The sequence below is a fragment of the Marinomonas sp. genome (genome assembly GCF_965225885.1).
Taxonomy (GTDB): Bacteria; Pseudomonadota; Gammaproteobacteria; order Pseudomonadales; family Marinomonadaceae; genus Marinomonas.
The window spans coordinates 789,660-813,013 of the sequence record NZ_OZ245329.1; the positions used below are offsets into that span (position 1 = coordinate 789,660).

16 protein-coding genes, 2 CRISPR repeat arrays and 1 riboswitch are annotated in these 23,354 nt (G+C 45.4%); of the genes, 7 read left to right on the forward strand and 9 right to left on the reverse strand.

Annotated elements, in window-relative coordinates; all coding sequences use genetic code 11:
* Positions 1 to 129: 129 nt before the first annotated feature.
* The 6 genes from ACO05V_RS03560 to ACO05V_RS03585 all read left to right on the forward strand — a co-directional run bounded on the left by ACO05V_RS03560 (position 130) and on the right by ACO05V_RS03585 (position 6,408).
* Positions 130 to 1,833 carry a phosphotransferase gene (locus ACO05V_RS03560; RefSeq protein ID WP_421847571.1) on the forward strand — a complete coding sequence of 568 codons (1,704 nt, stop codon included), beginning with the start codon at positions 130 to 132 and terminating at the stop codon, positions 1,831 to 1,833.
* Positions 1,826 to 2,761: a GAK system ATP-grasp enzyme gene (locus tag ACO05V_RS03565; protein ID WP_421847573.1), complete on the forward strand. Its 936-nt coding sequence runs from the start codon at positions 1,826 to 1,828 to the stop codon at positions 2,759 to 2,761. Before ACO05V_RS03560 ends, ACO05V_RS03565 begins: the two co-directional genes overlap by 8 nt.
* A complete protein-coding gene (locus ACO05V_RS03570; protein ID WP_421847575.1) occupies positions 2,758 to 3,879 on the forward strand; it encodes an HprK-related kinase B in 1,122 nt (373 codons plus the stop codon). The genes ACO05V_RS03565 and ACO05V_RS03570 overlap by 4 nt, the downstream gene beginning before the upstream one ends.
* Positions 3,880 to 4,049: 170 nt before the next feature.
* Positions 4,050 to 5,375, forward strand: coding sequence for a metallophosphoesterase family protein (locus ACO05V_RS03575; RefSeq protein ID WP_421847577.1), 1,326 nt, complete (start codon positions 4,050 to 4,052; stop codon positions 5,373 to 5,375).
* Positions 5,376 to 5,380: 5 nt separating this feature from the next.
* Positions 5,381 to 5,650, forward strand: coding sequence for an amphi-Trp domain-containing protein (locus tag ACO05V_RS03580; protein ID WP_421847579.1), 270 nt, complete (start codon positions 5,381 to 5,383; stop codon positions 5,648 to 5,650).
* A 287-nt stretch (positions 5,651 to 5,937) separates the two neighbouring features.
* Positions 5,938 to 6,408, forward strand: a complete 471-nt coding sequence (locus tag ACO05V_RS03585; protein ID WP_421847581.1) for a hypothetical protein — start codon at positions 5,938 to 5,940, stop codon at positions 6,406 to 6,408.
* 95 nt (positions 6,409 to 6,503) lie between these two features.
* On the opposite strand, the gene ACO05V_RS03590 is transcribed toward ACO05V_RS03585, so the two are convergent.
* The 4 genes from ACO05V_RS03590 to rarD form a co-directional block, all read right to left on the reverse strand.
* A complete protein-coding gene (locus tag ACO05V_RS03590; protein WP_421847583.1) occupies positions 6,504 to 7,883 on the reverse strand; it encodes a histidine-type phosphatase in 1,380 nt (459 codons plus the stop codon).
* A 158-nt stretch (positions 7,884 to 8,041) separates the two neighbouring features.
* On the reverse strand, positions 8,042 to 8,848 hold the full coding sequence (locus ACO05V_RS03595) for an ATP-grasp domain-containing protein (RefSeq protein WP_421847585.1): 807 nt from the start codon (positions 8,846 to 8,848) through the stop codon (positions 8,042 to 8,044).
* A gap of 130 nt (positions 8,849 to 8,978) precedes the next feature.
* On the reverse strand, positions 8,979 to 11,000 hold the full coding sequence (locus ACO05V_RS03600) for a phosphatase PAP2 family protein (protein WP_421847587.1): 2,022 nt from the start codon (positions 10,998 to 11,000) through the stop codon (positions 8,979 to 8,981).
* A gap of 112 nt (positions 11,001 to 11,112) precedes the next feature.
* The gene (gene rarD, locus ACO05V_RS03605; protein ID WP_421847589.1) at positions 11,113 to 12,036 is read right to left on the reverse strand and encodes an EamA family transporter RarD; all 924 of its coding nucleotides are present in this window, start codon (positions 12,034 to 12,036) and stop codon (positions 11,113 to 11,115) included.
* A 172-nt stretch (positions 12,037 to 12,208) separates the two neighbouring features.
* Positions 12,209 to 12,407, forward strand: a riboswitch (FMN riboswitch).
* A 117-nt stretch (positions 12,408 to 12,524) separates the two neighbouring features.
* On the opposite strand from rarD, the gene ACO05V_RS03610 reads away from it, so the two are divergent.
* Positions 12,525 to 13,454, forward strand: coding sequence for a DMT family transporter (locus ACO05V_RS03610; RefSeq protein WP_421847591.1), 930 nt, complete (start codon positions 12,525 to 12,527; stop codon positions 13,452 to 13,454).
* 116 nt (positions 13,455 to 13,570) lie between these two features.
* A CRISPR array of direct repeats spans positions 13,571 to 14,167; the repeat unit is 35 nt; unit sequence GTCTCAACGGCCTAAGCGGCCAGTAACTCTGAGGG.
* A 393-nt stretch (positions 14,168 to 14,560) separates the two neighbouring features.
* Positions 14,561 to 15,721: direct repeats of the CRISPR family, unit length 35 nt; unit sequence GTCTCAACGGCCTAAGCGGCCAGTAACTCTGAGGG.
* Between the two features lie 228 nt (positions 15,722 to 15,949).
* Here ACO05V_RS03610 and cas2 read toward each other — a convergent pair.
* Genes cas2 through ACO05V_RS03635 form a run of 5 tightly spaced genes read right to left on the reverse strand, consistent with a single transcriptional unit; the run spans position 15,950 to position 23,353 of the window.
* Entirely contained in the window at positions 15,950 to 16,228 is a 279-nt protein-coding gene (gene cas2 / locus ACO05V_RS03615) for a CRISPR-associated endonuclease Cas2 (RefSeq protein ID WP_421847594.1), read from the reverse strand.
* Entirely contained in the window at positions 16,225 to 19,104 is a 2,880-nt protein-coding gene (cas1, locus tag ACO05V_RS03620; RefSeq protein WP_421847596.1) for a CRISPR-associated endonuclease Cas1, read from the reverse strand. Before cas1 ends, cas2 begins: the two co-directional genes overlap by 4 nt.
* 6 nt (positions 19,105 to 19,110) lie before the next feature.
* The gene (locus ACO05V_RS03625) at positions 19,111 to 21,420 is read right to left on the reverse strand and encodes a TIGR03986 family type III CRISPR-associated RAMP protein (protein WP_421847598.1); all 2,310 of its coding nucleotides are present in this window, start codon (positions 21,418 to 21,420) and stop codon (positions 19,111 to 19,113) included.
* Positions 21,417 to 21,929 carry a hypothetical protein gene (locus ACO05V_RS03630; protein ID WP_421847600.1) on the reverse strand — a complete coding sequence of 171 codons (513 nt, stop codon included), beginning with the start codon at positions 21,927 to 21,929 and terminating at the stop codon, positions 21,417 to 21,419. Before ACO05V_RS03630 ends, ACO05V_RS03625 begins: the two co-directional genes overlap by 4 nt.
* Complete coding sequence (locus ACO05V_RS03635; protein ID WP_421847602.1) at positions 21,929 to 23,353, reverse strand: RAMP superfamily CRISPR-associated protein; 1,425 nt, start codon at positions 23,351 to 23,353, stop codon at positions 21,929 to 21,931. The genes ACO05V_RS03630 and ACO05V_RS03635 overlap by 1 nt, the downstream gene beginning before the upstream one ends.
* Between the last annotated feature and the right edge of the window lies 1 nt (position 23,354).

Here is a 23,354-nt window from a genome sequence, read left to right on the forward strand (position 1 = left end):
TGGTGTTGAAATTTTGAGCGATTACGCCAGATGGCTGTTGCGTTCGAGCTTGGTCTGTCATATTACTGTCATCTTGATGCTTTCTACTGTCTGTTATAGTCAAAGGTAAAAGTAGTAGGGAAAAATGTTATGCCTTCAGCCCCAGTTGTTGCGACGCTTCAAGAGCATGTGTCTTTTCTCTTGCATGAAGTCGAAACACACTGCCATCTCGTCGAGCTTTTTTTCACATCAGGTTCCGTTGAGTTATTGTCCAGTATTCGCAGTCGTCGCGGTTATGTTCAGTCACTGCGTGAAAAAGCCGATATTGAATGCGCTCGCTTATTAGAACGCCGTAAAGCCAATACCACCTTTCATGCTCAAGTCAGCGGCATGCATTCTTTAGTGATTGCTCTAGAGATGCTGACCAAGCATTGCTTCGATTGTGTCCGCGAGGGCACTTTAGAAGAAGCGTTTGAACATCCGACTGGCCAAGAGTGTCGTAAGTTAATGAAACGCATTAGGCGCGCTTTGCGATTGGTGAAAGTCGGGGTGAGCGACGACAACCGACGCCGCACTGGCATCAAGCTAGGTCGCCGCACACATAAACTGATAGCAAGTTACAACGAGCTGCAAGCGCTAACTTTGCAGGCGAAATTTAACTTGAATGATGACCAGCTTCGCGCAGCGATTTTGAGCAATGTCTGTTTGAAACGTTTGGTCGAACAGTTAGGCGTCGTGGCAGAAGCCTTGATTAAAGCGGATCTTGGGCAAGTTGCCACGTTGCAAAATTATCCTCACTTGTTAGACAGTGCAACGAACCTGAATTACGACCTACGTGATTTGAAAGTACGACGTTTGGCGTTAACTCGCTCTGGCAGCGCCATTGCGGCGATCACTCACAAAGATGAATCGGGCAAAGAGGTGTTGGCGGTTTATAAAGAAGGTGATCGTGCGAAGATTCAAGAAGAAGTCGATGGGGTGAATCAGTGGCGCAATATTGATCCTAGATTGGCCCCAAGCGTTCTTTCTCAATCAGGGACGTCTCAATCAGGGACGTCTCAATCAGCAACGTCTCAAACGGGGGGCAAGAACGATGGCAGCAGCGAGCAATCGTCTTTATTGATCGAGCATATTCCTGGCAAAACCTTGGAAGCCTTATTACTTGCTGGTGATCGTGATGGCACGCAAGCGGCGCTCAAAGCCTTGTTTAAAACCCTGAATCAAACGTGGAAAGTCACCTTGACGCCGGAGTCTTGTTCGGCCAACTTTATGAAGCAACTGCAAAAACGCATTGGAGACAGTCGCAAGGTTCATCCTGAATTTTTTAAAGACGAGGAGCGCATTTGCGGCTATGTCAGTGCCAGTTTTGACGATCTTGTGCGCACCGTGGCAGACAAGGAAGCCTTGTGGCGAGCACCTTTTTCAGTGTTAACCCATGGGGATTTTAACGTCGACAATTTGATTTATGACGACGCGGAAAAGCGTGTGTATTTTATCGATCTGCATCGTGCGTCTTACTTTGATTATGTACAAGATTTGTCCGTGTTGATGGTCTCTATTTATCGCTTACAAGTATTAAGTGGTGAGACTCGCATGCAAATGATGGAAAGTGCCAAAGAAGTGTATCGTTTTGGTAGACGATTTGCGGCCCGTCAACAAGACGCCACGTTTGAAGTGCGTTTGGCGGCAGGACTTGCTCGCTCATTTGCTACTTCTACACGTTTTATTTTTGATAAAAAACTGGCTTCCAGAATGCATTTGCGTGCTCGATATTTGCTGGAGCGCTTAGCAAAACTTTCACCAGAACAAGCCCAGACATTCACTTTACCGCTTAAGGAGCTTTACGTTGAATAAGCCGAAAATTGGGGTCATTGGCATCCCAGGAAAATGGTCCACAGAAGTATTGGCTGATCGCCTTGAAGAGCGTACCGGCTTTCGTGCCGTGATCGATATGAATCAAGTGGAATTGCGTTTAGATACCAATCAACTGATGTACCAAGATTTGGATTTGATGACCTTAGATGGTTTGATCATCAAGAAAATCAGTGAAGTCTATTCACCTGCGACGGAAGACCGCATTCATTTGTTGTCTTATGCAGAGCGTGCTGGCGTTAAACTGTTTAGCCCTACGGCAAGCGTCGGTAACTTGGTGAATCGTTTGAGCGGCACCTTGGCGTTGCAGCAGGGCAATATTCCCATGCCGAAAACGCGCATCACTGAAAATCCTGAACAAGCTTTTGCCACGGTGCGAGAATTTGGTTCGGCGATTTTAAAGCCGCTGTATTCCACCAAAGCGCGTGGCATGATCATGTTGACCAAAGACGACAGCGACGAATTTGTCCGTAACGCGTTAGAAGAGTATCTTCAGATTCAGTCGATTTATTATATTCAGCAAACCGTAAAACTAGATGGTCGAGATTTAGGCATGGTGTTTGTTGGCGGTGAATACCTTTGCACTTATGCGCGAGTGGGCAATAAAGATTCTTGGAACACCACGATCAACAGCGGTGGTAAATATGAGATGTTTGAGCCAGACGCCGAGCTGATTGAGTTAGGACGCCGAGCACAGTCTTGTTATGACCTAAGCTTTACCACGGTGGATATTGCCTTGACGGATCAAGGACCAGTGGTATTTGAAGTGTCCGCCTTTGGTGGTTTTAAAGGCGCGTTAGAAGGTTGTGATATCGATGCGGCCAGTGTTTACGCGGACTATGTTTTACAGATATGTGTTTCACAAGAAGGTGTTGCACAAGAATGCACTCTAAAGGAGGCGAGATCATGATTAAAACCTTATTAAATTTGCCCCATGTGAATGAAGCGTTAAGTCATTGCAACGAAACGGTTTGTCTTCATTTCGCCGATTTGTCTGTGACCGTGCATTCTAATGAAGCCATGTTGTTAGCTGGCATTGCTGATTATTACCGTTCTTATTTAAAAGCAGAGGCACACACGACAACCTCTTTAAATGTGTATGTCATGGAGCAAAATGCCGTTGGTGATGAATTGGATTGGTTAGACGTCCCACGTGAAGAAGGCAAGCAAGGTCGTAAAGAAGGTTTTATCGATGTGGCTGGTGGGCGTTGGATTAAAAAATTCAAAACCGGCATGGCATTTTTACAACGACCAGACCATTCGGTGGCAGCGGGTCCTTGTGCGTCTAATTTGGCGCAAATTGTTAACTTTATTAATAACCAGTTTCTCAATCATTATTTACGTGAAGGTTTCACCATGGGCCATGCGTCGGCGTTTTGTGTGAACGGTGAAGCGACGGCGATTGCCGCTGGGTCTGGCGGTGGTAAGTCCACCCTGATGCTACGTTGTTTGGAAAATCCAGAACGAGATTTTCTTACCAACGACCGACTGTTACTAAAAAATACAGGGCCGAAAAAAACAGAATTGAAGAAAGCTGAGCAAGGAAAAGGAACACAAACTATCGGCTTGGCGAAGTTGCCGCGAGTGAATCCCGGCACACTTTTGCATTCAGATCGTTTACGCCACATTCTGCCAGAGTCTCGTCAACAAGCATTACGCCAAATGCCGAAAAGTGAACTATGGTCATTAGAGGAGAAATACGATGTGCAGATCGAAGACGAATACGGTCCAGACCGTGTTGTTTTAGCAGCAAACCTATCTCGTCTTATTATGCTTGATTGGTCATTAGACAGTACTGAAGCGACACAGCTTGAGGCTGTTGACCTGTCGGTACAACCGGATGTGATCGAAGGCTTGCGTAAACGCCCAGGGCCTTTTTATCAGGACAACGATGGCGCATTTGCGGATTTAAACGCCATTGATTCGGTTGCCCATTATTGTGATGAGCTTGCCAATGTGGATGTTTATCGTTTAACCGGCAAGATCGATTTTGATCGAGCTTATGAATTGATCGGCTCTTTGAAGTAAGCACTTTATGTGAGTTTTATGACAGTTTTCATTTTACTGTCATAAAACTTTGACATAGTTAAAGGCTTAGTCTGTTTTTTGTGCTGCTCATCTTGTTTGAATTTTCTGACGGAGTGCTTTAGAACGTTATCTTTAAAGGTCTCAAACCATCAATTGAAAGGTAAAATCCCATGTCGAGCCCCATTCCTGCCATTAAAAATCGTCTGCATCATGCAGAAATTATTTCTCGTTTACCGACAGAATGGACGTCTTGGCCTCGAGATGATAGCTCAGTAAACAGTCACGTACTTGAGTCCAATGAAACCCCTTCACGTTTTCAAAAAAATAAGCTGCGCTGGCCAAAACGTTCAGTGGTGTTTATCTCCGACCCTCATGCGGACGCGGTAGCGTTTGAAGCTTCTCTGATCGCCGCTGGTGTGGCGGAACGTAAAAAAAGAGCGGGCACAGGACATCTAACCTTAACGAAAAAAGGGCGCAAGTCAGAGATCATCGTGGGTGGCGATTGTTTGGATAAAGGGCCGAGCAACCTTGAGTTGCTACGAAGCGTCAAACAGCTTTATAAGCTGAAAGCGCGGGTGACTTTATTGGCGGGCAACCACGATTTACGATTGCTAATGGGATTGCTGGCGTTGGCGCGTAAAAAGGACATTGGCAATCAGCATTTCTTTGTTCGCATGGGCAAAAAAGTCGTGCCTCTGTTCCGTGAAGTATTTGATGAGTACTTGGCAGATACCAAATGGGATAAAAAAATTCCTGATGAAGATACGTGCCGAGACCTGCTTTTCCCAGGAGACGATTGGTTTAAGGAATTTCCATTTCATGCGGCGGGTTTTTTAACTGCGGAAGGGATTGATCGTGAAGTACGCAAGATGGCATCAAAGAATCACAGCTTCGAGAAGCATTGCTTGTCGGCAGGATTGAGCTTGCGACAGGTTTACGCCACATCCTTGAAATGTCAGCAATTGTTCTTGCATAAAAAAGGCGAGTTCAATTGGTTTTTTCGCAAAATGGAGCTGGTTGCCAAGCGCGGTTCTTTCTTGTTTTTACATGCTGGTCTGGATGACAGCATGGGACAAATGCTGCTCAAAAGTGGCACCAGTTACGCAAACAAAGCCTTTCATCGTAATTTGAAACGCCGTGATTTGTTTAGTTTTTACTACAGCTCAATTGCCAATACTTTCCGAACAAAATACCGCGACGCGGATTTGCCGCTGACTCATCGCGGTGTGAACGCTATTCATAAGGCGGGTATTCATGTGGTTGTACAAGGACACATTAACCGTCAGCAAGGCCAGCGCATTGCTATCAAAAAAGGCTTAGTGCATGTGGAAGCGGACATCACATTGGATTCGCATTCTCGAAAAGCGGAAGGGCTTAAGAGTTATGGCATCGGCGCAACTTTGATTGGCAAAGACACTGGCGTTGTTGGGTTAAGTTGTGATTACCCAACGGTAAAAGTTATTACGGCGGAAGAATTACAAGGAATCTACGGGTAAGCATTATGAAATCGAAAACAGAGTTCAAATACGAAGCCTTATTGGACGCCGAGGATATTCAAGATGTATTGAAGGCGCTTTCTAAAGGCTTATCGAAAGGCAAACTGGAATTTAGCGAAGAAAAAGAAGGCTCATTAACCCTCGATCCAAAAGGGCTGATGCGGCTTAAAGTTCGCGCCTATGAAGATGAAGACAGCCAGCAATTTGAAGTCAAAGTACGCTGGGAAAAACGCCCCAAGCGTCTTAATAAAACGGCGCCGAGTATTTTGTCTTAACGGTAATCATGCTTTGTCCCTCACTAATATTTCAAATATTAGTGAGGTTCTTCATCTGATTCAACTGAACGAGTCTTTTCTGACTGCAACGCTAAATAACACCAGATTCCTATTTCAAACAACACACTACTTTTGTGGCTTAGCAGTTAGATTACAGAAGTATTGTTGATAATTACTGTGATAAGTTTTTGTTTAAACCAGCCTTAGTGTTATTTTATGTAAACGACATAGTTCTACTCGTTGAGCGTTTGATCGGTTTTATAAAAATAATAACAAGGAGAAGGTCTGTGAAAACGAAAAAACACCTCATGTTTGTCATCAGTTTACTTTGCTCACCTGCAATGTTTGCGGCGAGTCCTTCCATTAACGAACTTAATTCTTGTCTTGCTTTGGTGGAGTTCGTTGATACCAAATTGGACAATTTTGCCAATAACTATGCAGCCGAAGATATGGCGACCGTCCACAACGGTTTATCCGCATACAAAAACTTCCTTCAAGATGATGTTATCACGCCAAAATTATTAAGCATGTATGGCGGCAACGAATCCCAAGCTAAACTCATGCAACGGTTATTTGATCGCCAGAAAGCCACGTTTTATAAGCATCTTAGTGAGCGTTATTCAGAACGAAAACTTTTTACAGAATACGCCGCAGCCATCAATGATTGTACGGCAAATACTAGGATTAGACCGGAAGTCGCTAAACCTTTGAACACAGCGCTTGATAAAATGATCGTGATGGCAAGGCAAGTTCAGTAATTCATTACTTATTTCAATGTAAAAAAACAGCCATGTGCGGTTGAAGCATCGTGGCTGTTTTTTTATCTTATTTGGAATCTTTCAATACCAAATGATTATTTTCCGTAACAGCGGGTTAGTTCTGCGAATTGGTAGAAGTGACTTCCCGTTGCGATGGGTTTACAGCTGTCTTTGAAGGCAATTTCTTTTTCGTTATAAAGCATTTTTACCAACAAGCTGCCTGCTTGGTTGCGATAAACATCCCATTGGATATTGGCGCTGTAAGGTGCAACCCAGCCGCCACGCCAAGGACTTGTTTCCAGTGTGTAACCAGCTTCACGAGACACGCCTTTTTCACTGCCTTTTAGCTGCATTTGTGCGGCAAACGGAATGATGGTTTCAGCATGAGCAAAGCGAATTTTGGCCGCTTTGGTATTTGTGCCATCTTGTACGCCTTTGATCTCATTGAAGAAATCGTCTTCTAGAACTGACGCCATTTTGTAGGTGATGTTGGTGTCGGAGAAGCTTGGGTTTTTCTCATAGAAATCTTCCCCATCCAGCACATAAGACAACCATTGAGATTCTTTTGGTGTGACGAATTGAGTGAAGTTCCATGGCTGTGCGCCTGCTTCATCGGCTAAGCCGGGAGCAATTAGATATAGATTGAATAGCTGAATTGCCGCTTCCACATCGTTATAAACGGTCGGTTTTTTCTTGCCAACTTTTAGGAAAGACAACTTGCCTGCTTCAAGCTGATCAATAAAGGCTGGCGTGTAAACGCGTTCTAACATTTCTCTTGCCACTTGGTGTGATTTTGGCTGATCAAATAAATGCTCGACTGCTGCACGTAGCTGCGGGTTTTCATCAACGTAGTCTTGGTAATCTTTGTTATTGTCTTGCTTGTGAAAATAAAGCTGCGCTTTGTTCTTAACAGGCTCGCTGATCAGTGGTGCTAAATCTGGATAGACGTTTTCTAGGCCTTCAACAAACGCCAGACCGCTATCTTTCGCACGATCTTTACCTGAATATTCCAAGGCGATTTTTTGTTGCTTCTTCACGGCTTGATCGAACAAGGTTGCATCGCGTTTTGCCATACGCTCGGCGATCTTGATGTGCTCTTGCTTACCTAGTTCGGATAAATTTCCGTAGCCCATTTTTACGTTGGCTGCCATTAAACGCTCAATTTCAGCGCCCAAACGTTCGCCTAGAGGTGTTAATGCGTTTTGTTGTTTGGCGGCTTGCCAGATTTTTAAACTGATGTCGTCGTATTTCGGGCTAGAAAGCGCACGAGAGCCGTGACGAGCGACTAACTCTGTGTAAACCAGTGTGAAACTTGCTGGCACCGAACTGTAATTTTCCGCATTGTCTTGCGGAACATAAACGGATTTCGTTCCATAAACATAAGCGTCAGACGGTGTATTTGAGGTGGTACCAACAGAACTGCAGCCAGTTAATGCCAAGATGCCGATTACAGGAATAATTGCTCTAGTGTTCAAAGGAAAGTCCTTACGAGAAAGAATGATTTTTGTATCGGTGAATATTAGCTGTGTTATATGACGCAACGATGACGAAAAGCATAAACAAGTATTTTTTTGTGCGTTATTTCACACAGCACCTGAATTCATTTTTAGATGTTGTGTGAGTATAGGGTTGTTTAGAATCCGCTGGGCTGGTCGGTCAACATCGCGGTTGATAGTAAATGCTGTTCGTTGAGGTAATTAAGCAGTTCAGTATTCACATCCTGTTGAATGGTGGGTAGTCCTTGATTGCCAAAAATTCTATTTATTTCAATCACATAAGGCACAGATCCGACCATAGCGATATCAAACCCTGCGTGGTTGATGTCCAGCGACTCGGCCAAATAGGTTACTAAGTCTTGCGCTTCTTTTGGGATCAGAGCGACTTCCACTTGTCCGCCTTGGCTGATGTTATTGTGGAAACCATTGTCTGACTGTAGACGCCAATAGCCACTAACAATTTTATTACCGACCCAAATAACACGCATGTCTCTGTCTATTGGCAAGTATTCTTGCACGTATAAAACATCGGTTTGTGCGACATAATCGCGCCACTGGCCAATGGTTTCTATTAAGAACACGCCATTGCCCATGCTGCTTTTTGGGATTTTAGCTACAAAAGGTGATGGCATTTCATCCCAAATTTTCTCCGCTTCATAAGGTGTGTTGGCGGAAATAACCGTATAAGGATGTTGTTGTGGTGCAACAGTGCGAAATGTTCGAGTCATTTCGATTTTATCGTGGCCAATCATGTATGACGCAAGGCTTGGAAAAATACGTTTTTTCAGTCCGTGAACCAAAGCCGTAAGTTGCCAGTATTGTGGAAAAAGCAGCCAATCGGCTTCTTTGATTTCCTCCAAATGGTCGTACATAGACTCAGGTTTTATGTACTTAACCTGAGGTAAATGGAGGGTTCTTAGTGCGTCAAACGAGATGATTTTCATTATGTATAATCAATAGCCAAACATGCGGCGATTGTGAGGCTTGGAGGCTAAAAAAGAAACAAAAAAAAGCAAAGTTGAATGATGAACTTTGCTCTTTTTGTCTTTACCAAAGTCATTTTAACGCAGCAGATTATTTGACCAAAAGACTTAGTCCTGAGTCATCATACAGAACGGTCGCTTTAAAGCCTTCAGTGATGACTTTGTCAAATGTCCCTTCGAATTGATCTGCCAAAATTAGCTTGATGCGATCTCCTTCAACGGGTTTGCTATGCGTTTTAACCACAATATCGCCGCCAGTGATAACTACCTTGTTATTTACCTTTAATGGTTGTTCATTTGATAAGGTAAGAGTTCCGCCCTGTTGAGCGTAGTTATTGACTGCGAGTTTGGCATTCACGACTAGCGAGCCGCCTTCAACAAGCACATTGCCAGAGCCAAATGCGTCACTAGACTGAGCTTCTAGCGTGCCTTCTTTTAGTATAGTACCGCCTTCATAGCTGTTGTGACCTGTTAAGGTGAGCCAGCCCGTGCCTTGCTTGGTCAACAAACCTTTACCGCTGATGTCGTTACGCCACCAATCATGGGCATTGAAGCGACCGTTTGATGCGTCCATGGTGACAGTCACATCGCCTAGAAACGCGCCGTAACCATCGGAAGCGGTTACGTAGTCTAAGCGTCCCCAACCATTTGAGTTATCCAGTACAGGGTAACCAGAGTCAATGGATGTGGTGTAAAGCACTGCGCGACGTTGTTCCGCTGTTAGATATGGTTGGCGAGCTTCTAAAATCGTTTCTGCACCTTTAGGAACAATAGGCGCTTGTCCTGCTTTACTCTTGTCTTGAGTAAAACCATAAGTCATGCGGAAACGATACAGCGCTTTATTGTGGTCATGGTCTGCCCAGCGATCATTGTTATCGGTTTGGTGAGCCAGTTCGTAAAGCGACTGGCTGCCAGACAGTTTAGAAAAATACGCGCCAGTATTAGCATAAGCCGCTTGTTTGAGTTCTGTATTTTGGTTATTTGCCAACGCTGCTGCAGCGACGACTTGAGATTGGATGCGCCCGCCGATGACATCGAACGGTGAATGCATGCCCGCCAAGATACGGCTTTCACCTAGCTCGGAACCTCGTGTCACCATTTCTGCGAATCGTTCAGGGAAGGCGTATGCGTATGCCCAAGAGGCTAGGTATCCTGCGTTAGTATGACCACTTGGAAAAGCACCATCTTTGCGGCGGCCGTCTTGCGCTTTGCGGCGCTGATATTTTAGAGAAGGAACGATAGAAACGTTTGTTTCGTAAAGTTCAAATGTTTTATCGCCTAGGGTTTCTGTATCTGCAACGCCGTCGTTATTGGCATCTAAAGGAATGACTTGTCCTTTGTTATTCATGCGCCAAGGACGAGGAGAGGAGAAGGTATACTTTGATGGCGAGGTTGATGCTGAACTCTCACGCAGCAAATGCACAAAATCAACCACTTTGCCTAGCTCAGAAGAGGACAAACCTTTTGCGTTGTCATCATCACCGCCTTCGGAGAAGTCCAGTGTCGCGTTGGCGTCAAAATAAGCCGGATCGGACGATGCTCTAGTAACATCGCTAACAGTATGCAGGGGCACATTCGATTGCGCTTGAGCGCCTTTTATATAGGCGTTGGTCAGTGGCCCGAAGCCATCAATCACACTGAAGTTTTTGTCGCGGCGATCATCTAAATAGGCATCAAGCGTTTGTTGATAAGTGCGATTGTTGGTGACTTTTACCACATAAGCGATGTTTTCTTGCCAAGCGGTTTGATTGAGAATTTCGGCATGGCTAAAGTCAGCGGGTCCTTTGCTGTTTGCGCCACCGTTTGCCCATTGCTCGTCTCCTAGCGTCCATACCTTATTGAACCCAGAAAGCAACGCGAGGATTGGGTTGTAGGCAGGATTGTACTTATGCTCGTTGCCGTTGTTTTCAATATTGTCTACGGCAGGCAAAGGAAAAGACACGCTTGGTGCGGGAACGGTTTGCTGGTAACCCAGACCTATTGGAGTGCTTGAGTGAGCGCTTGTAGATGGCGTGTTTTGTTGGCTTGCACAGGCGCTCAATAGAGTGATTGCACTGATGGCAACAGCAAGAGGTTTAAGTGTTGATTGTACGTTTAAGAGCCTTGTTTTCATGATGTCGAATATCCATTCGTTTAGTAAATAAGCATCCTTGGAGCTTACATCATGGTTGTTAACAATTTATTGCGAGTACATGACGTGGTGTTAGCCATGTACTTGTGGTGAATTAAAGCGCTTTTTTATCAATGCTAGTGGCTTTGAGTGTCGCCGCTTTGGTTTTACGAATACGGCGAATGGAATCCACGATCAGCATGGCAAGCGCCGACCAAATTAGTACAAAAGTAGTCAGTTTTTCAGGGCTGAGCGGTTCGTCGTACAAAAATACCGCCAAAATAAACATGCCTGTTGGACCGATATATTGGAAGAATCCAAGCGTCACCAAACTCACACGATTGGCCGCCGCGGCAAAGCACATAAGCGGAACCATGGTGATTGGACCTGATGCAAATAGCAGCCAATTTACGCTGCTGGTGTTTTCAAATAGGTTCGTACTAGGCGAGTCACTGAAGGTTAAATACAACAAAGCAATTGGCAGTAAAATGGCGGTTTCTATCGCCATGCCGGTAAAACTATCGACGGCAACTTTTTTGCGTACCAATCCATAAAAGCCAAAAGTCACTGCAAGGGTCAGTGCGATCCAAGGCAGAGAGCCAAACTGAATCACTTCAAACGCCACGGCACAAAAACACAACACCACGGCGGCTTGTCGAACCTTGTCTAGTTTGTCTTTAAAGAAGATAACGCCCAATAAAATGCTAATCAGCGGGTTGATATAATAACCCAAACTTGCACTCAACATCATGTTATTTTGCACAGCCCAAATAAAGGTTCCCCAGTTAAAAGCAATTAACACGGTAGATGCCAGCATCGCCATTAACATTTTGGGGGAGCGAATGACGACCCTGAGCTTGTCGATATTTCGCAACAGAATGATCAATACAAACACAATTAGGAAAGACCAGATAATCCGATTGGCAAGGATTTCCTGCGCAGGAATAAAAGACATTTCTTTAAAATAAATCGGCGCGATGGCCCATAAAATAAACGCAGTTAGCGCGTAAAAAATGCCGCTTTTAGAGGAAGTTTGCACTGAAGTCATCCTTTTCAATGAAAATTGATTTGGCCTGTGAGTTTATATGAAACCTGAAGAAAAGGTCAGATTTTTGTTGAGTTAGAAATAGACTATTTCATTCCCATACCTATTGAACTTATTGCCTAAGCTGGGCGATGGGTTTAAAGTTAGGACGTAAATTTTTACATTAATCGAACTTCGGGGCGGGGCGAAATTCCCCACCGGCGGTGATTTTTTCTTGATTTAATAATCCAGTTAAACAGCCCGCGAGCGCCTTGTTGCTTACTTTAAGAAAAGCATCTTAAGAAATGCCTTTTAAGGAGCAAGGGTCAGCAGATCTGGTGAGACTCCAGAGCCGACGGTCATAGTCCGGATGATAGAAGATCGACCAAGCCTTTGTTGCGCCTGTTTTTCAGGGGCTTCTGAGCTGTGCTTTTTTGCGTACAGATCTTGGTAGTATTTGTTCTCATCACCCCTGTACATCTTGATATTTGGAGAAACCAAAGATGGCAGGCACTTTCTTTATCATGATCGCGTGCTTCACGTGGGCGCTTGATACCTTAATTCGTTACCCTCTGTTGGGTGCGGGTTATTCCACTCTGCAAATTGTTTTAATCGAACATCTCACCTTGGTGCTGTTTGTCAGCCCTATGTTGTGGCGCTATCGCCATGTTTATCGTCATATGTCGATAGGCGGCTTTTCGTGTTTGTTTTTTATTGGTGGCATCGGTTCTGCGATGGGCACCTTGGCGTTCACTGAAGCTTTTCATTACTTGAACCCAACTGTGGTTATCTTGCTGCAAAAACTGCAGCCAATCGTGGCGATTTTGCTGGCGTATTGGTTGCTAAAAGAACGCATTGAAGGGCATTTCGTTCAGTGGGCAGCGGTTATATTATTGGGCAGTTTTGTGATGATGTGGCCAGATTTACGTCAGTTAGGTGATGCGCAATGGCATTATTCAAGCGACACTACGAGCATCCTAAAAGGCTATGGTTATACCTTGATTGCGGTTATCGCATGGGGTGCTGCAACGGTTTGTGGCAAATATCTGTCTCATCAACACATGCCAGCGAACGCGATTATGTCAGGTCGGTTTGTGGCGGGTTTATTAGTCTTGTTACCAATGGCGCTAGCGCAGTCTGATACCTTGCTTGCCATGAAGCCTGTCGATTTAAGCCTTGCTATTGCCATGGCTTTGTTGAGCGGTTTTATCGGCATGTGGTTCTATTATCAAGGACTAAAAACCGTGCCGGCACAACTGGCTACCTTGGCCGAGCTGTCTTTCCCTGTCTTCGCCGCCGCCATCAACTGGCTATTCCTTGATATGGGCTTAACGGCTTATCAAATCATCGGCGGCTTGATGTTAATTCTGGGCAACATCGGCTTGCGGATGAAAGAGCTCAGAAAAACGGAATTAACGCCCGCCGTTCAATAATCACCATATTGTCTTTTTAAAAGGTCTGCTACTTAGGTGGCAGGCCTTTTTTTTACTTAAAAAAAGTGGTTAGCAGTTCTGCGGGATGCACCACAGCTCTTCGATACTAAAAAATTTTCTCAACGGCCTAAGCGGCCAGTAACTCTGAGGGTACTACAACTCGCATATTGAGACTGCTTTGAAAGGTCTCAACGGCCTAAGCGGCCAGTAACTCTGAGGGTAAAAACACTTGATTTTGAAAAATGGCAAGCTGATTGTCTCAACGGCCTAAGCGGCCAGTAACTCTGAGGGAATTTTTACTATGGTTTTTTTTCGTTGAAAGACGAAGTCTCAACGGCCTAAGCGGCCAGTAACTCTGAGGGAGTCGGTGAAATTATTCTAAAAACTTTTGCAGATGGTCTCAACGGCCTAAGCGGCCAGTAACTCTGAGGGTAAAACATTATGTGATGAAGTGGTCGCTTTTGCGCTGTCTCAACGGCCTAAGCGGCCAGTAACTCTGAGGGACTTAAGCACATACAAGAAAATCTTGAATCACACGTCTCAACGGCCTAAGCGGCCAGTAACTCTGAGGGTTCTGTTTTCTCTAATCGCCTAATTGGTAAAATTATGGTCTCAACGGCCTAAGCGGCCAGTAACTCTGAGGGGGAAGGTAAGGCAAAATGGAGATATCGATATGAGTCTCAACGGCCTAAGCGGCCAGTAACTCTGAGGGTGCAGTGCTTTTTATCATACAAAGACCTCTAATATGTCTCAACGGCCAGTAACTCTGAGGGAGTACCCTTTTTTTTCTCAACGATTTCAAGCAGTTAAAAGCCCGTTTCCCCCGCCCTCAAGTTATTCACAAGAGAGTCGTTTAAAAATAGCGAAAAAGACGCGATAAATCAAGCTAAGTTATTGATTTTTAATCTATTCGCGCCCTATTGATTAAAAAGTCACAAAGGGCTGTTTCTAAGGTTTTGTTGTTAAAGAGCATTCTTCGGTTATCCACAGCGAGGCAGTTTTTATAATACTAGGGCGGCGGGGAAGTACGCAATTTTTTACTTAGAAAAAAGCAGTTAGCAGTTCGAAGGGTCGTTGGGTTGGTTGTCGTGGACAACCGTTAATAAGTCTCAACGGCCTAAGCGGCCAGTCACTCTGAGGGTTAAAAATCAGTAGATGATGTTTTAACACAAGGCCGTCTCAACGGCCTAAGCGGCCAGTAACTCTGAGGGTGCCGCAGAACAAAAAAAATTAGATGAGGAGAACCCTGTCTCAACGGCCTAAGCGGCCAGTAACTCTGAGGGAATAACGGTCGAGTTTGCTCCACGCGTCAGAGAAGTCTCAACGGCCTAAGCGGCCAGTAACTCTGAGGGATTGCTTAAAAATAGTATCTTTAGCAGTTAATGTTAAGTCTCAACGGCCTAAGCGGCCAGTAACTCTGAGGGTGATGTTAGATTTATATTTAGGCAAAAGTTAAAGGGTCTCAACGGCCTAAGCGGCCAGTAACTCTGAGGGGGATGTATTCCCCGCTGGTTCTAGAGATCATTGGGTCTCAACGGCCTAAGCGGCCAGTAACTCTGAGGGAAGAAAAAAAGCCAACACCACCTGCTCCAGATTCTGGAGTCTCAACGGCCTAAGCGGCCAGTAACTCTGAGGGATACTTTAAAAAAAGCTAACAACTTAGAGTCTCATTTTGTCTCAACGGCCTAAGCGGCCAGTAACTCTGAGGGGTTATGTACAAGGAAATGGTCGTTTCGACGGCCAGCTGTCTCAACGGCCTAAGCGGCCAGTAACTCTGAGGGTTATGACATTTTCAAAAGCTTTAAATTTGCTTGTCTCAACGGCCTAAGCGGCCAGTAACTCTGAGGGAACCTGTATTTGAAAAAAATGAATTATTCAATGGTAGTCTCAACGGCCTAAGCGGCCAGTAACTCTGAGGGTTTTTGCTTAATTCTTTTTTGGATTGTTTTAAAGTGTCTCAACGGCCTAAGCGGCCAGTAACTCTGAGGGATTGGTAATTTCATCTGCAATAGTAGGTGCTGGTCAGTCTCAACGGCCTAAGCGGCCAGTAACTCTGAGGGTGGCGATGTGTTTCAGGCAAAAAATACAGAGAACAGTCTCAACGGCCTAAGCGGCCAGTAACTCTGAGGGGGGACGGAGCAATCCGTAACGAGGCAGGCCACATGTCTCAACGGCCTAAGCGGCCAGTAACTCTGAGGGATTTACTGCTTGGTTATCAGGTGTTGTCGGAAAGTCTCAACGGCCTAAGCGGCCAGTAACTCTGAGGGAGTACCCTCTTTTTTCTCAACGATTTCAAGCAGTTAAAAGCCCATTTCCCCCGCCCTCAAGTTATTCACAAGAGAGTCGTTTAAAAGTAGCGAAAAAGACGCGATAAATCAAGCTAACTTATTGATTTTTAATCTATTCGCGCCCTATTGATTAAAAAGTCTCAAAGGGCTGTTTCTAAGGTTTTGTTGTTAAAGAGCATTCTTCGGTTATCCACAGCGAGACGGTTTTTATAATACTAGGGCGGCGGGGAAGTACGCAATGGGTTCTCCCCACACATCGTGGCTCTGCTGCCGAGATTCTTTATTTAACCAGTAGAAGCGAACACTGTCATCTTGTTCCGCGTATCGAGTGCATTTTTGACGCAGGCGTTCTAGGTCGTCTTTGTCTTTGACGCTGATTTCGAATACCGAATATTGCACACGGTCGCCATAGGAGAGTAAGAGGTCGGATAATTTACGGCGGTTTTTATCGTCTTCAATATCAAAGCAAGCCAAATACACTCTCATTTTGTTGGGCTCCATGGGTCAAAGCGTTGCTGTGTTTTGCAGCTTAGGGCAAAACGGTATGACTGGTTGCGTATTTGGTTAAGTAGGTTGTCTTCTTGTTGTTTGGATGGGCGCGTTAGTTGTATGAGCAATTCATTGAGCAGGGTTTTGCGGGCGGCGCTGCTCATCTGGCAGCCGTTTTCGGTGTCGGCAAAGTCCTCTGGTTTTATTTGGCTGCGGCTGACTAAGGTCAGTACAACGCGTTCCACCAGATAACGCCAAGGCTCCATAAGATCCGATGCCAAGGTGTGATGATTGCCATGACGTTGATGCAGTGCCCCTTGCCAAGGGAATAAGCCGACGGTGCGGTTAATGCTGTCGATTAGGCTGTATAGGAAGCTGTAACCAAGTGACAGCATGGCGTTGATCGGGTCTTTGGGTGGTCGGCGGTTGCGCCCAGTGAAGCCCCATTCTTCGGCGAGGTAACGTTTGAAAAAAGACCAGAGCAATTTACTGGCTTGGCCTTCGTAACCACGTAGCTGGTCTAGATCGTTAGCCTGGTTGAGCTTTTCGGCAAAACGCTGAAGCTTGTTGAGTTCTGGGGCGGTTTTGTCTCTACGGTTGATGACGGCTTTGATGCCAGCGATACGCCCATGGATCAAGGCTTGGCTGATTTGCAGGGCGACGTCTTGTTGCTGTAGATATTGCGCTTGTAATAGCCAAAAATCGGCGCCTAAATGGCTAGGAGATAGCCCAGCGGATACGCCTTGATAGTGTCCAAAACCATTGGCAAAGTGTATGGCAACGCCTGCTTGCATGGCGGCTTTTAAAGCGGGTGTGGTGATGTGATGAGCGCCAACTAGCAAGACAGCGCTGATACTTTGCCAAGGGTAGCTGTGTGTTTGCTCGTACTGTTCGACGATGAGGCGCTGCTTTTGATGGCTGAGCATGGCGATATCCCCCGCGATAATGAGTATGGTGCCCATGTTGTCGCGCTCGCCGATGGTGTTGTCTGGCTTTGGTTGGGGCTTTTGCATCACAGCGGGTAGGGGGTGTTCTGTCGGTTGCTCTTTGATGATTTCGCGGTTTGATTCAATCGCATAGCCATCAATGAAAAAATACCCTAAGTAACGGAAGCCTTGTTTGGATTCGACAATGCGTGTTTTGTCTGGATTGATGGCAAGGCCATGTTCGCTAAGGGAGCGGTGTATGTCGTCTAATGCGGCGATGGCTTCTGACTGAGTTTTAAACAGTAGGACAAAGTCATCCGCGTAGCGAATGATGTTATGGCCTTTTTCTAGCATGTCTTGGTCAAGGTCGTCTAATAGCAAGTTGGCTAACAGTGGGCTGATCGGCGCGCCTTGGGGGAGCCCTTGATGGCGAGTTATTACTGTGTCGTCCGTGTCTTGTTTGGCGGCACAAACCCATTGCATGATTAATGGCACTAACGGTTCGTTGGGAAACAGCAGGGTTAAGCGTTGTTGTAGGTTTAGCCAGTTGACGCTGTCAAAGAAGCTGCTGATATCGCTCTCTAAAATCCAGTGATAGCCTTGTTGGATATAACGGTTAATTTGATCTCGTGCTTGCAGGCGAGAATGGCCTTTACGGTAGCCGTAGCTGTGTTTCATCCATAAGGATTCTAGGGTTTGACCTAGGCGTTCGGTAACGGTTTTTTGTAAGGTTCGGTCGTGCCAGCTGGGTACCGATAGTTGGCGTATTCCGCCATCGGGTTTGTCTATTTCTACGGGTTGTAACGGGCTGGGTTGATAGTTGCCTTGGAGAATTTTTTGTCGGCTGTTTTGCAGTTGTTGAAACAGTGAATCAATGGCGAGCTGATGTTCTTCGTCGGTTTCGTGTTGTTCGAAGTCTTCTCGACGTGGGTACATTTCCTGACAGGCAGCGAGTAGTTCGGCATCACTCATGCATTGTTGCATTAGGGTGTTTGCCGCTTGTGGGCGAGGGTAGCTGGCTATGCCGTAGGCGTCTTCCAGTTGGTATAAGCCCATGCCAAAGGCACGATTTTGTCCTATGCCGATATATTGGCCTAATACGATCAAGGCGAGTAAATCCGCAGGGAAGTCGTCAGGCAGTTCAACTTGTAACTGGGCGAGCATGCCGCTGGCGTCTTTTTTACCATGGCCTTTGTTATTTTGCTGTTGATTGCTTTGCTTTTCGCTACTTTGATAGTCATTGTTTAACCAAAAAACCAAGGCGCTATGTAGCGTGGCAGCAGGCCAGTCTTGCCGTTGTAGCCGCTCGCCGCTGTAGCGCTGGTAGAGGTTGATGAGCGTATCGGTCAGTCGTTGGGTGAGCAGCTCCCAACTAAGCTGATGTTTGTCCCGACAGTATCTTTGCTTGCCTTTGAGCTGTTCATTGTCTGACGGGTTGGTTTTGGCCGCTTTTAAGCGAGCTGGCGTGGTAAAGACGAATTTAAACACGGGCGTTCTTGCCCATAGGGCGGTTTCCAACGCGAGGTCGTTGGTATCGTAAGCACTCAGGTGTTCTACCTGAGTCACTTGCTGGTGATCAAAGCTGTCTTCTAATTTTTCTAGTATCAGATTATCGCCAAAGGGGCCGTTATTTCGGGCTTTTGCTGGCACGCTTTCTGGCAGCTTTTGTAAGGCGTCAAATAGGGTTTGTAATAGCGCTCCCCCGCCTTTGATCACAACGAGACGAAAACGATAGAGATCGTCCTTATGGTAATGGCTGTGACCATTTTCCAGCGGCTCGATAATAATACAATCGCTGAAATGCTCGGGGCTACCGGCTAAATTTCTTAGCCATGCATGCAAGCCAACATGGTGTAAAAAGCCCGGCTGGCTGTTGTACAGCCAGCGCAGGGTCACCACTACACTGCGCAGAGGCAGTATGGCTTGGGTCAAAGGAGAGTCGTGCATAAGAGGTTAACTGTCCTTGTCTTCGCTTTCATCAAACGCTTTTTTAAGACGCTTTAGGGTTGTTGGATCAGGCAATTCCAGTGTTCCGAGCAACGCCCAACATTGTTGTTTTTGAACCTCAGTGTATAAGTTGTCTTTTGCAAATTTGGTGATTTTTTGCAGTACTTTTGTGAGATCTTTTCTAGCTGTGTTATTACCCGTTTCAAGGTATCTTATAAGTTGTTTTTTAAGGTCAGTTAGCAGAAACTCTTCTTCTGATAACTGTTCTTTGAGGGCATCTCTCTCTGCTTTTGCTTTTGCGTCCTCAATGGCCTTTTGTTTCGCTGCTTCGATAGCTTCAAGGCGAGCTTTTTCCTCATCAATCGCTTTTTGCTTCTCGGCTTCGATGACTTCAATCGCTTTTTGCTTCTCAGCTTCGATAGTTTCAAGGTGTGCTTCATACCCTTCATCTGTTAGCAATTGGAGTTTGTTATTTACCGCAACTGTTTCTTTATTACTGATAGGCAATGGATCGTATGATGCGTTGGTATGAGATGGCAGCGTTTTCAATTGGGTTTTAGCGCTGGCAAATGCTGGCAATGGCATGTAAAACAAAATATTTGAGGAGTCTGGTGATGCCATTGCGATAAGTTCTTTTAATTGGGGAGAATCTAACCATTGATGATCTTGAGTAACAAAAGAGTACGCATCATTCATTAATTTACTAAAGCTATCCTGACATTTTTTTAATAAAAATGTGGAAGTATGCGGTTTTTCTTGCATGCTAATAAGCTGTGTTTCTTCTTCGATTAAAGCTAAAGATACGCGACCTAAACCATAGGGTTTACCCATACCTAAACCGTGGAAACTGTTTTCGGTGTTGCCAAATGTTAAGCTCCAAAGTAATGCGCCTAGCTCTACTTCACGTAAATTGTGAAAATGAATGTTGAATTGAAAACGTGTACCTGTTTTCACCGGAATGAGTTTTACCTTTACACTGGTATTTTCTTTTTTATCTTTTCCTAGGTCGTTTTGTGGTGTCTCAACGTTGGCTCTGTGTTTGACTGGGTAGCGTTTCCAACCAGCAAGCTCTGAATCGTTATCCATCATGGTTTGATAATCACCGCTGACAGAAAGTTTGTTATTAGACTGCGCTTTATGCTGACGCATGTAAGCTGGGTAAAAAGTGGGTTTAGGGCCATTTAAAATGGTTGGTGGTAAGTCTTTTTCATAGTCAACGTCACCTAATGCTTTAGCGGAACCAATATTCACTCGACCTTTTAACGAGCTTCCGTCTTCTTGAATGCGTCCAAAAAGTAGTTCAGGTAAGTCTGGTTCAGTGCCATTGATATGGCTCACTTGAGTGTGGCCAACAGCTTCATGGGTGCTATTTTTGTAGGCAAGGCGGTAAAGGCTTGAAAGTCCAAGCGAGGAAACCTTATTGCCCTCAGTCGAGTAAAAAACAGGAATACCAGTCTCTTTGTGGTAACTGGGTGTTTTTTGCCAAAAAGCCCAGTCATCGGATTCACTGTGTATAAATAAAAAGTCGTTCATCACCCTATTTGAAACTTCGATAGAACTTTCGGATGAATTGAAAAAAACAAACTCCCACTTTTTATTTTTGTCTGAATCATCCATTCTACCAGAGTTAAAAGCATTACCTGGTTGGCCTGTCGTTACGATATGACCGTTTAGGCTGCCGATACTTGAAGGAATTGCTATTTGCATCGATATTTTTTTACCGTTTTTCATGGTAATTGATCGTGTTGCTTCATTGAAGGTAATTGGAGGGATACCTTGTAGCAATTGGTAACGTTTATGAGCTTCGTTTTGTTTGACCCATGTACTTTCAGAAAGATTACAGTAATCAATTATCTGATTTTGTTTGATTCTCACTTTTTGACAGGGCGTAATTTCCCATCTTGTATTGTCATGACTGTATTTAAGCCAGCCTGCTTTGACTTGATCATTTTTAAAGTTATTTAAGTAAAAATTGGCACGAAGATCACGCACACTATAGCGCTTGTCGTCTAGGCGGTTAAAACGGGCGAAGCTGGCAATTTCCAGAACATTACTGATCATGCCTTTTAAACTACTGCTAGGTATAACAGGTTTTCCATTTGGGTCTTTGAAAAATTCAACTTGTCCTGGCGCCTCTTTGGTGGCGGGAGTTTGTGTGCCTCCAACTAGGGTTGGCGTGTGACAGGTGAGTTCTACGGTGAGTGTGCCGCTGATGCCATCACTAAAAGGCACGTCGTGAGAAACCTGATCTGCCCAATGTGGTAGGTAGATAAAGCGTGACAGTGGTACAAAGTTGTAAGGTGCGAAAACGCTCATAGTTCACCTCCTGCGAAGCCTGTAAAAATAGCGTCTGTGGTGACGACGCCTTGATTTTCATCCATTTGCCAAATACGTGCGTAGCATAGGCTTGCTTGTTCCTTTTCACGGGAGGCAAGTTGCACTTGTTCTGCTAATGCATTGGCTGCGGAAGCGTCTTGTTGTTCTTGAATGGTGATGGTTATTAGGTGCCAACGCTGGTCACGATAATTGATACGGATATATTGCTGGTCTGGTTGGTTTTGATTGACCGTGACCAGTTCGCCTTCGAGCGGTGGTGTCGATATATTGGCAGAAAATGGTTTCGGGTTATCTATGCGTTCTACGTTATCTGGCCATGTTATCCAACCTGTGACATCACCTAACAACTTTATGGCGTTTAGAATGTCGTCAGCACGGGCGAATGTTTGGTTTTGTTGATAGGTCAGTGTGACTGGCGTTAAGTTACCTAGCAGCTTATGGTCCGATGACAATGATGTGATGTGTTTAAAGAGAGTGTGGTAATCCATTATTGCTCACCTTTTGCTTGAGAGGTTGTGTGCTCTGGCCAGTGGTATTCCCCAGTGAAGCTCCCTAACCCACGGGAACCTGCAGCCCCGAGTGGCAAGCGACCATGACATAGGTCATTAAGGGTCGCTTTTAAGGCCTGTTGAGCGAGGTCAGAGAGAGAGTCCGCGTCTAATATAGTGAGATCGAATTCAATTTCCGGTTCAAATAGCACTTCTTCTGTGAACAGTGCGCCATCGATAACCCCGCCAGTGAAGCGGTCGATGCGGTTGTGCCACAATTGGGAGGTTGGTGCATTTTCTGCTAGATAGATGTCATCGATGAGTATTTTTCCAACACGACCTTCGTCACTATCGTTTTTGGCATAACCGAGTAAATCGGTTAATTCAGTATGATGTTCTCGTGTGGCGGCGGAGATGAAAAGCTCGTCAGTTAGTTGATCGGCGAATTGCCCTTTGAGGCGATTGCTGTGGTATAAGGTTCGGTGTGCTATTGCGCCCTTGATGCTGCTAGCGGGAATCAGCGGCTTGCGTTTGGAAAAGCGTCCTTGGTCGTTTGTCCATTGGATATAACTTTCGGATTGCATGCGCAAATCGGCAGGGTCGGATGCTTCATGCATGGGTACATCACCACCACCGATACGGACAAAACCGTCGGCTTTTAATGCTAAACGTATGCGTACGCTGTCTTGTGCCTGTTCGTTAGGTGATGGCGGTTGTGTGTTGGTGTTATTAATCGCAACAGAGCGATCTAATGCGCACCATTTAGCAACGTCTTCTGGATTTTTCAGATCAAAATGATGGGATTCAATTTGCTGGATGCTTAATGCACCAAATCCAGAACGAGTGCTGCTGCCGAGTCGAAAGTTCGGCTTTTGTAAGAGCGCCATTAATTCTTCCCAATGGGTGTCATTAGCGGAGTCACTCCAGTACTTTATTTCGAAGGTAAAACGAGCCCCTTTGGGGCAAGCGGTAATATCGAACTTGCCTCTGTTTTCGTCTTTTCCCGCTGCACAGCCTTTGTGATTTAAACGTACGCGTTCACGTTTTATCGGCTGAGATTGCGCTAATTGATCTAGGAAATCAGCGTCTTCACTTGGGTAGACTAAGCCTTCGACGGGGCGGTTGTGTTTATCATGTATTAATCCCCAGCTGATTTGGATACGCGATGTTTGGTCTTCAGGCTCCTTGGTGTTGGTTTGGGCGTAGCCAAACAGAATATGGGTTTGTGCTTCATCAAATTGCGCTTGAAACAGATGGCGAAGCACACCGCGAATGCTGGTGGCGGGCAATGTGGGTAAGCCGTTGGCATCGCGTATCAAACTGGTGTCGTAGCTCATTTCGGCCTGACCCGATTGAATGGATATTGGCGTTTGGGCTTCGACACACACGCGAGCCAGATAAAGGTGATTCCATTGTTTTAGCATG

Bases quoted from the DNA above. Each gene is read 5' to 3' on its own strand.
- ACO05V_RS03625 (WP_421847598.1), bottom strand. From the start codon at position 21,420: ATGAGCGTTTTCGCACCTTACAACTTTGTACCACTGTCACGCTTTATC.
- cas1 (WP_421847596.1), bottom strand. From the start codon at position 19,104: ATGCACGACTCTCCTTTGACCCAAGCCATACTGCCTCTGCGCAGTGTA.
- ACO05V_RS03600 (WP_421847587.1), bottom strand. From the start codon at position 11,000: ATGAAAACAAGGCTCTTAAACGTACAATCAACACTTAAACCTCTTGCT.
- ACO05V_RS03580 (WP_421847579.1), top strand. From the start codon at position 5,381: ATGAAATCGAAAACAGAGTTCAAATACGAAGCCTTATTGGACGCCGAG.
- ACO05V_RS03610 (WP_421847591.1), top strand. From the start codon at position 12,525: ATGGCAGGCACTTTCTTTATCATGATCGCGTGCTTCACGTGGGCGCTT.
- ACO05V_RS03595 (WP_421847585.1), bottom strand. From the start codon at position 8,848: ATGAAAATCATCTCGTTTGACGCACTAAGAACCCTCCATTTACCTCAG.
- cas2 (WP_421847594.1), bottom strand. From the start codon at position 16,228: ATGAGAGTGTATTTGGCTTGCTTTGATATTGAAGACGATAAAAACCGC.
- ACO05V_RS03575 (WP_421847577.1), top strand. From the start codon at position 4,050: ATGTCGAGCCCCATTCCTGCCATTAAAAATCGTCTGCATCATGCAGAA.
- ACO05V_RS03570 (WP_421847575.1), top strand. From the start codon at position 2,758: ATGATTAAAACCTTATTAAATTTGCCCCATGTGAATGAAGCGTTAAGT.
- ACO05V_RS03635 (WP_421847602.1), bottom strand. From the start codon at position 23,353: ATGCTAAAACAATGGAATCACCTTTATCTGGCTCGCGTGTGTGTCGAA.
- ACO05V_RS03560 (WP_421847571.1), top strand. From the start codon at position 130: ATGCCTTCAGCCCCAGTTGTTGCGACGCTTCAAGAGCATGTGTCTTTT.
- ACO05V_RS03630 (WP_421847600.1), bottom strand. From the start codon at position 21,929: ATGGATTACCACACTCTCTTTAAACACATCACATCATTGTCATCGGAC.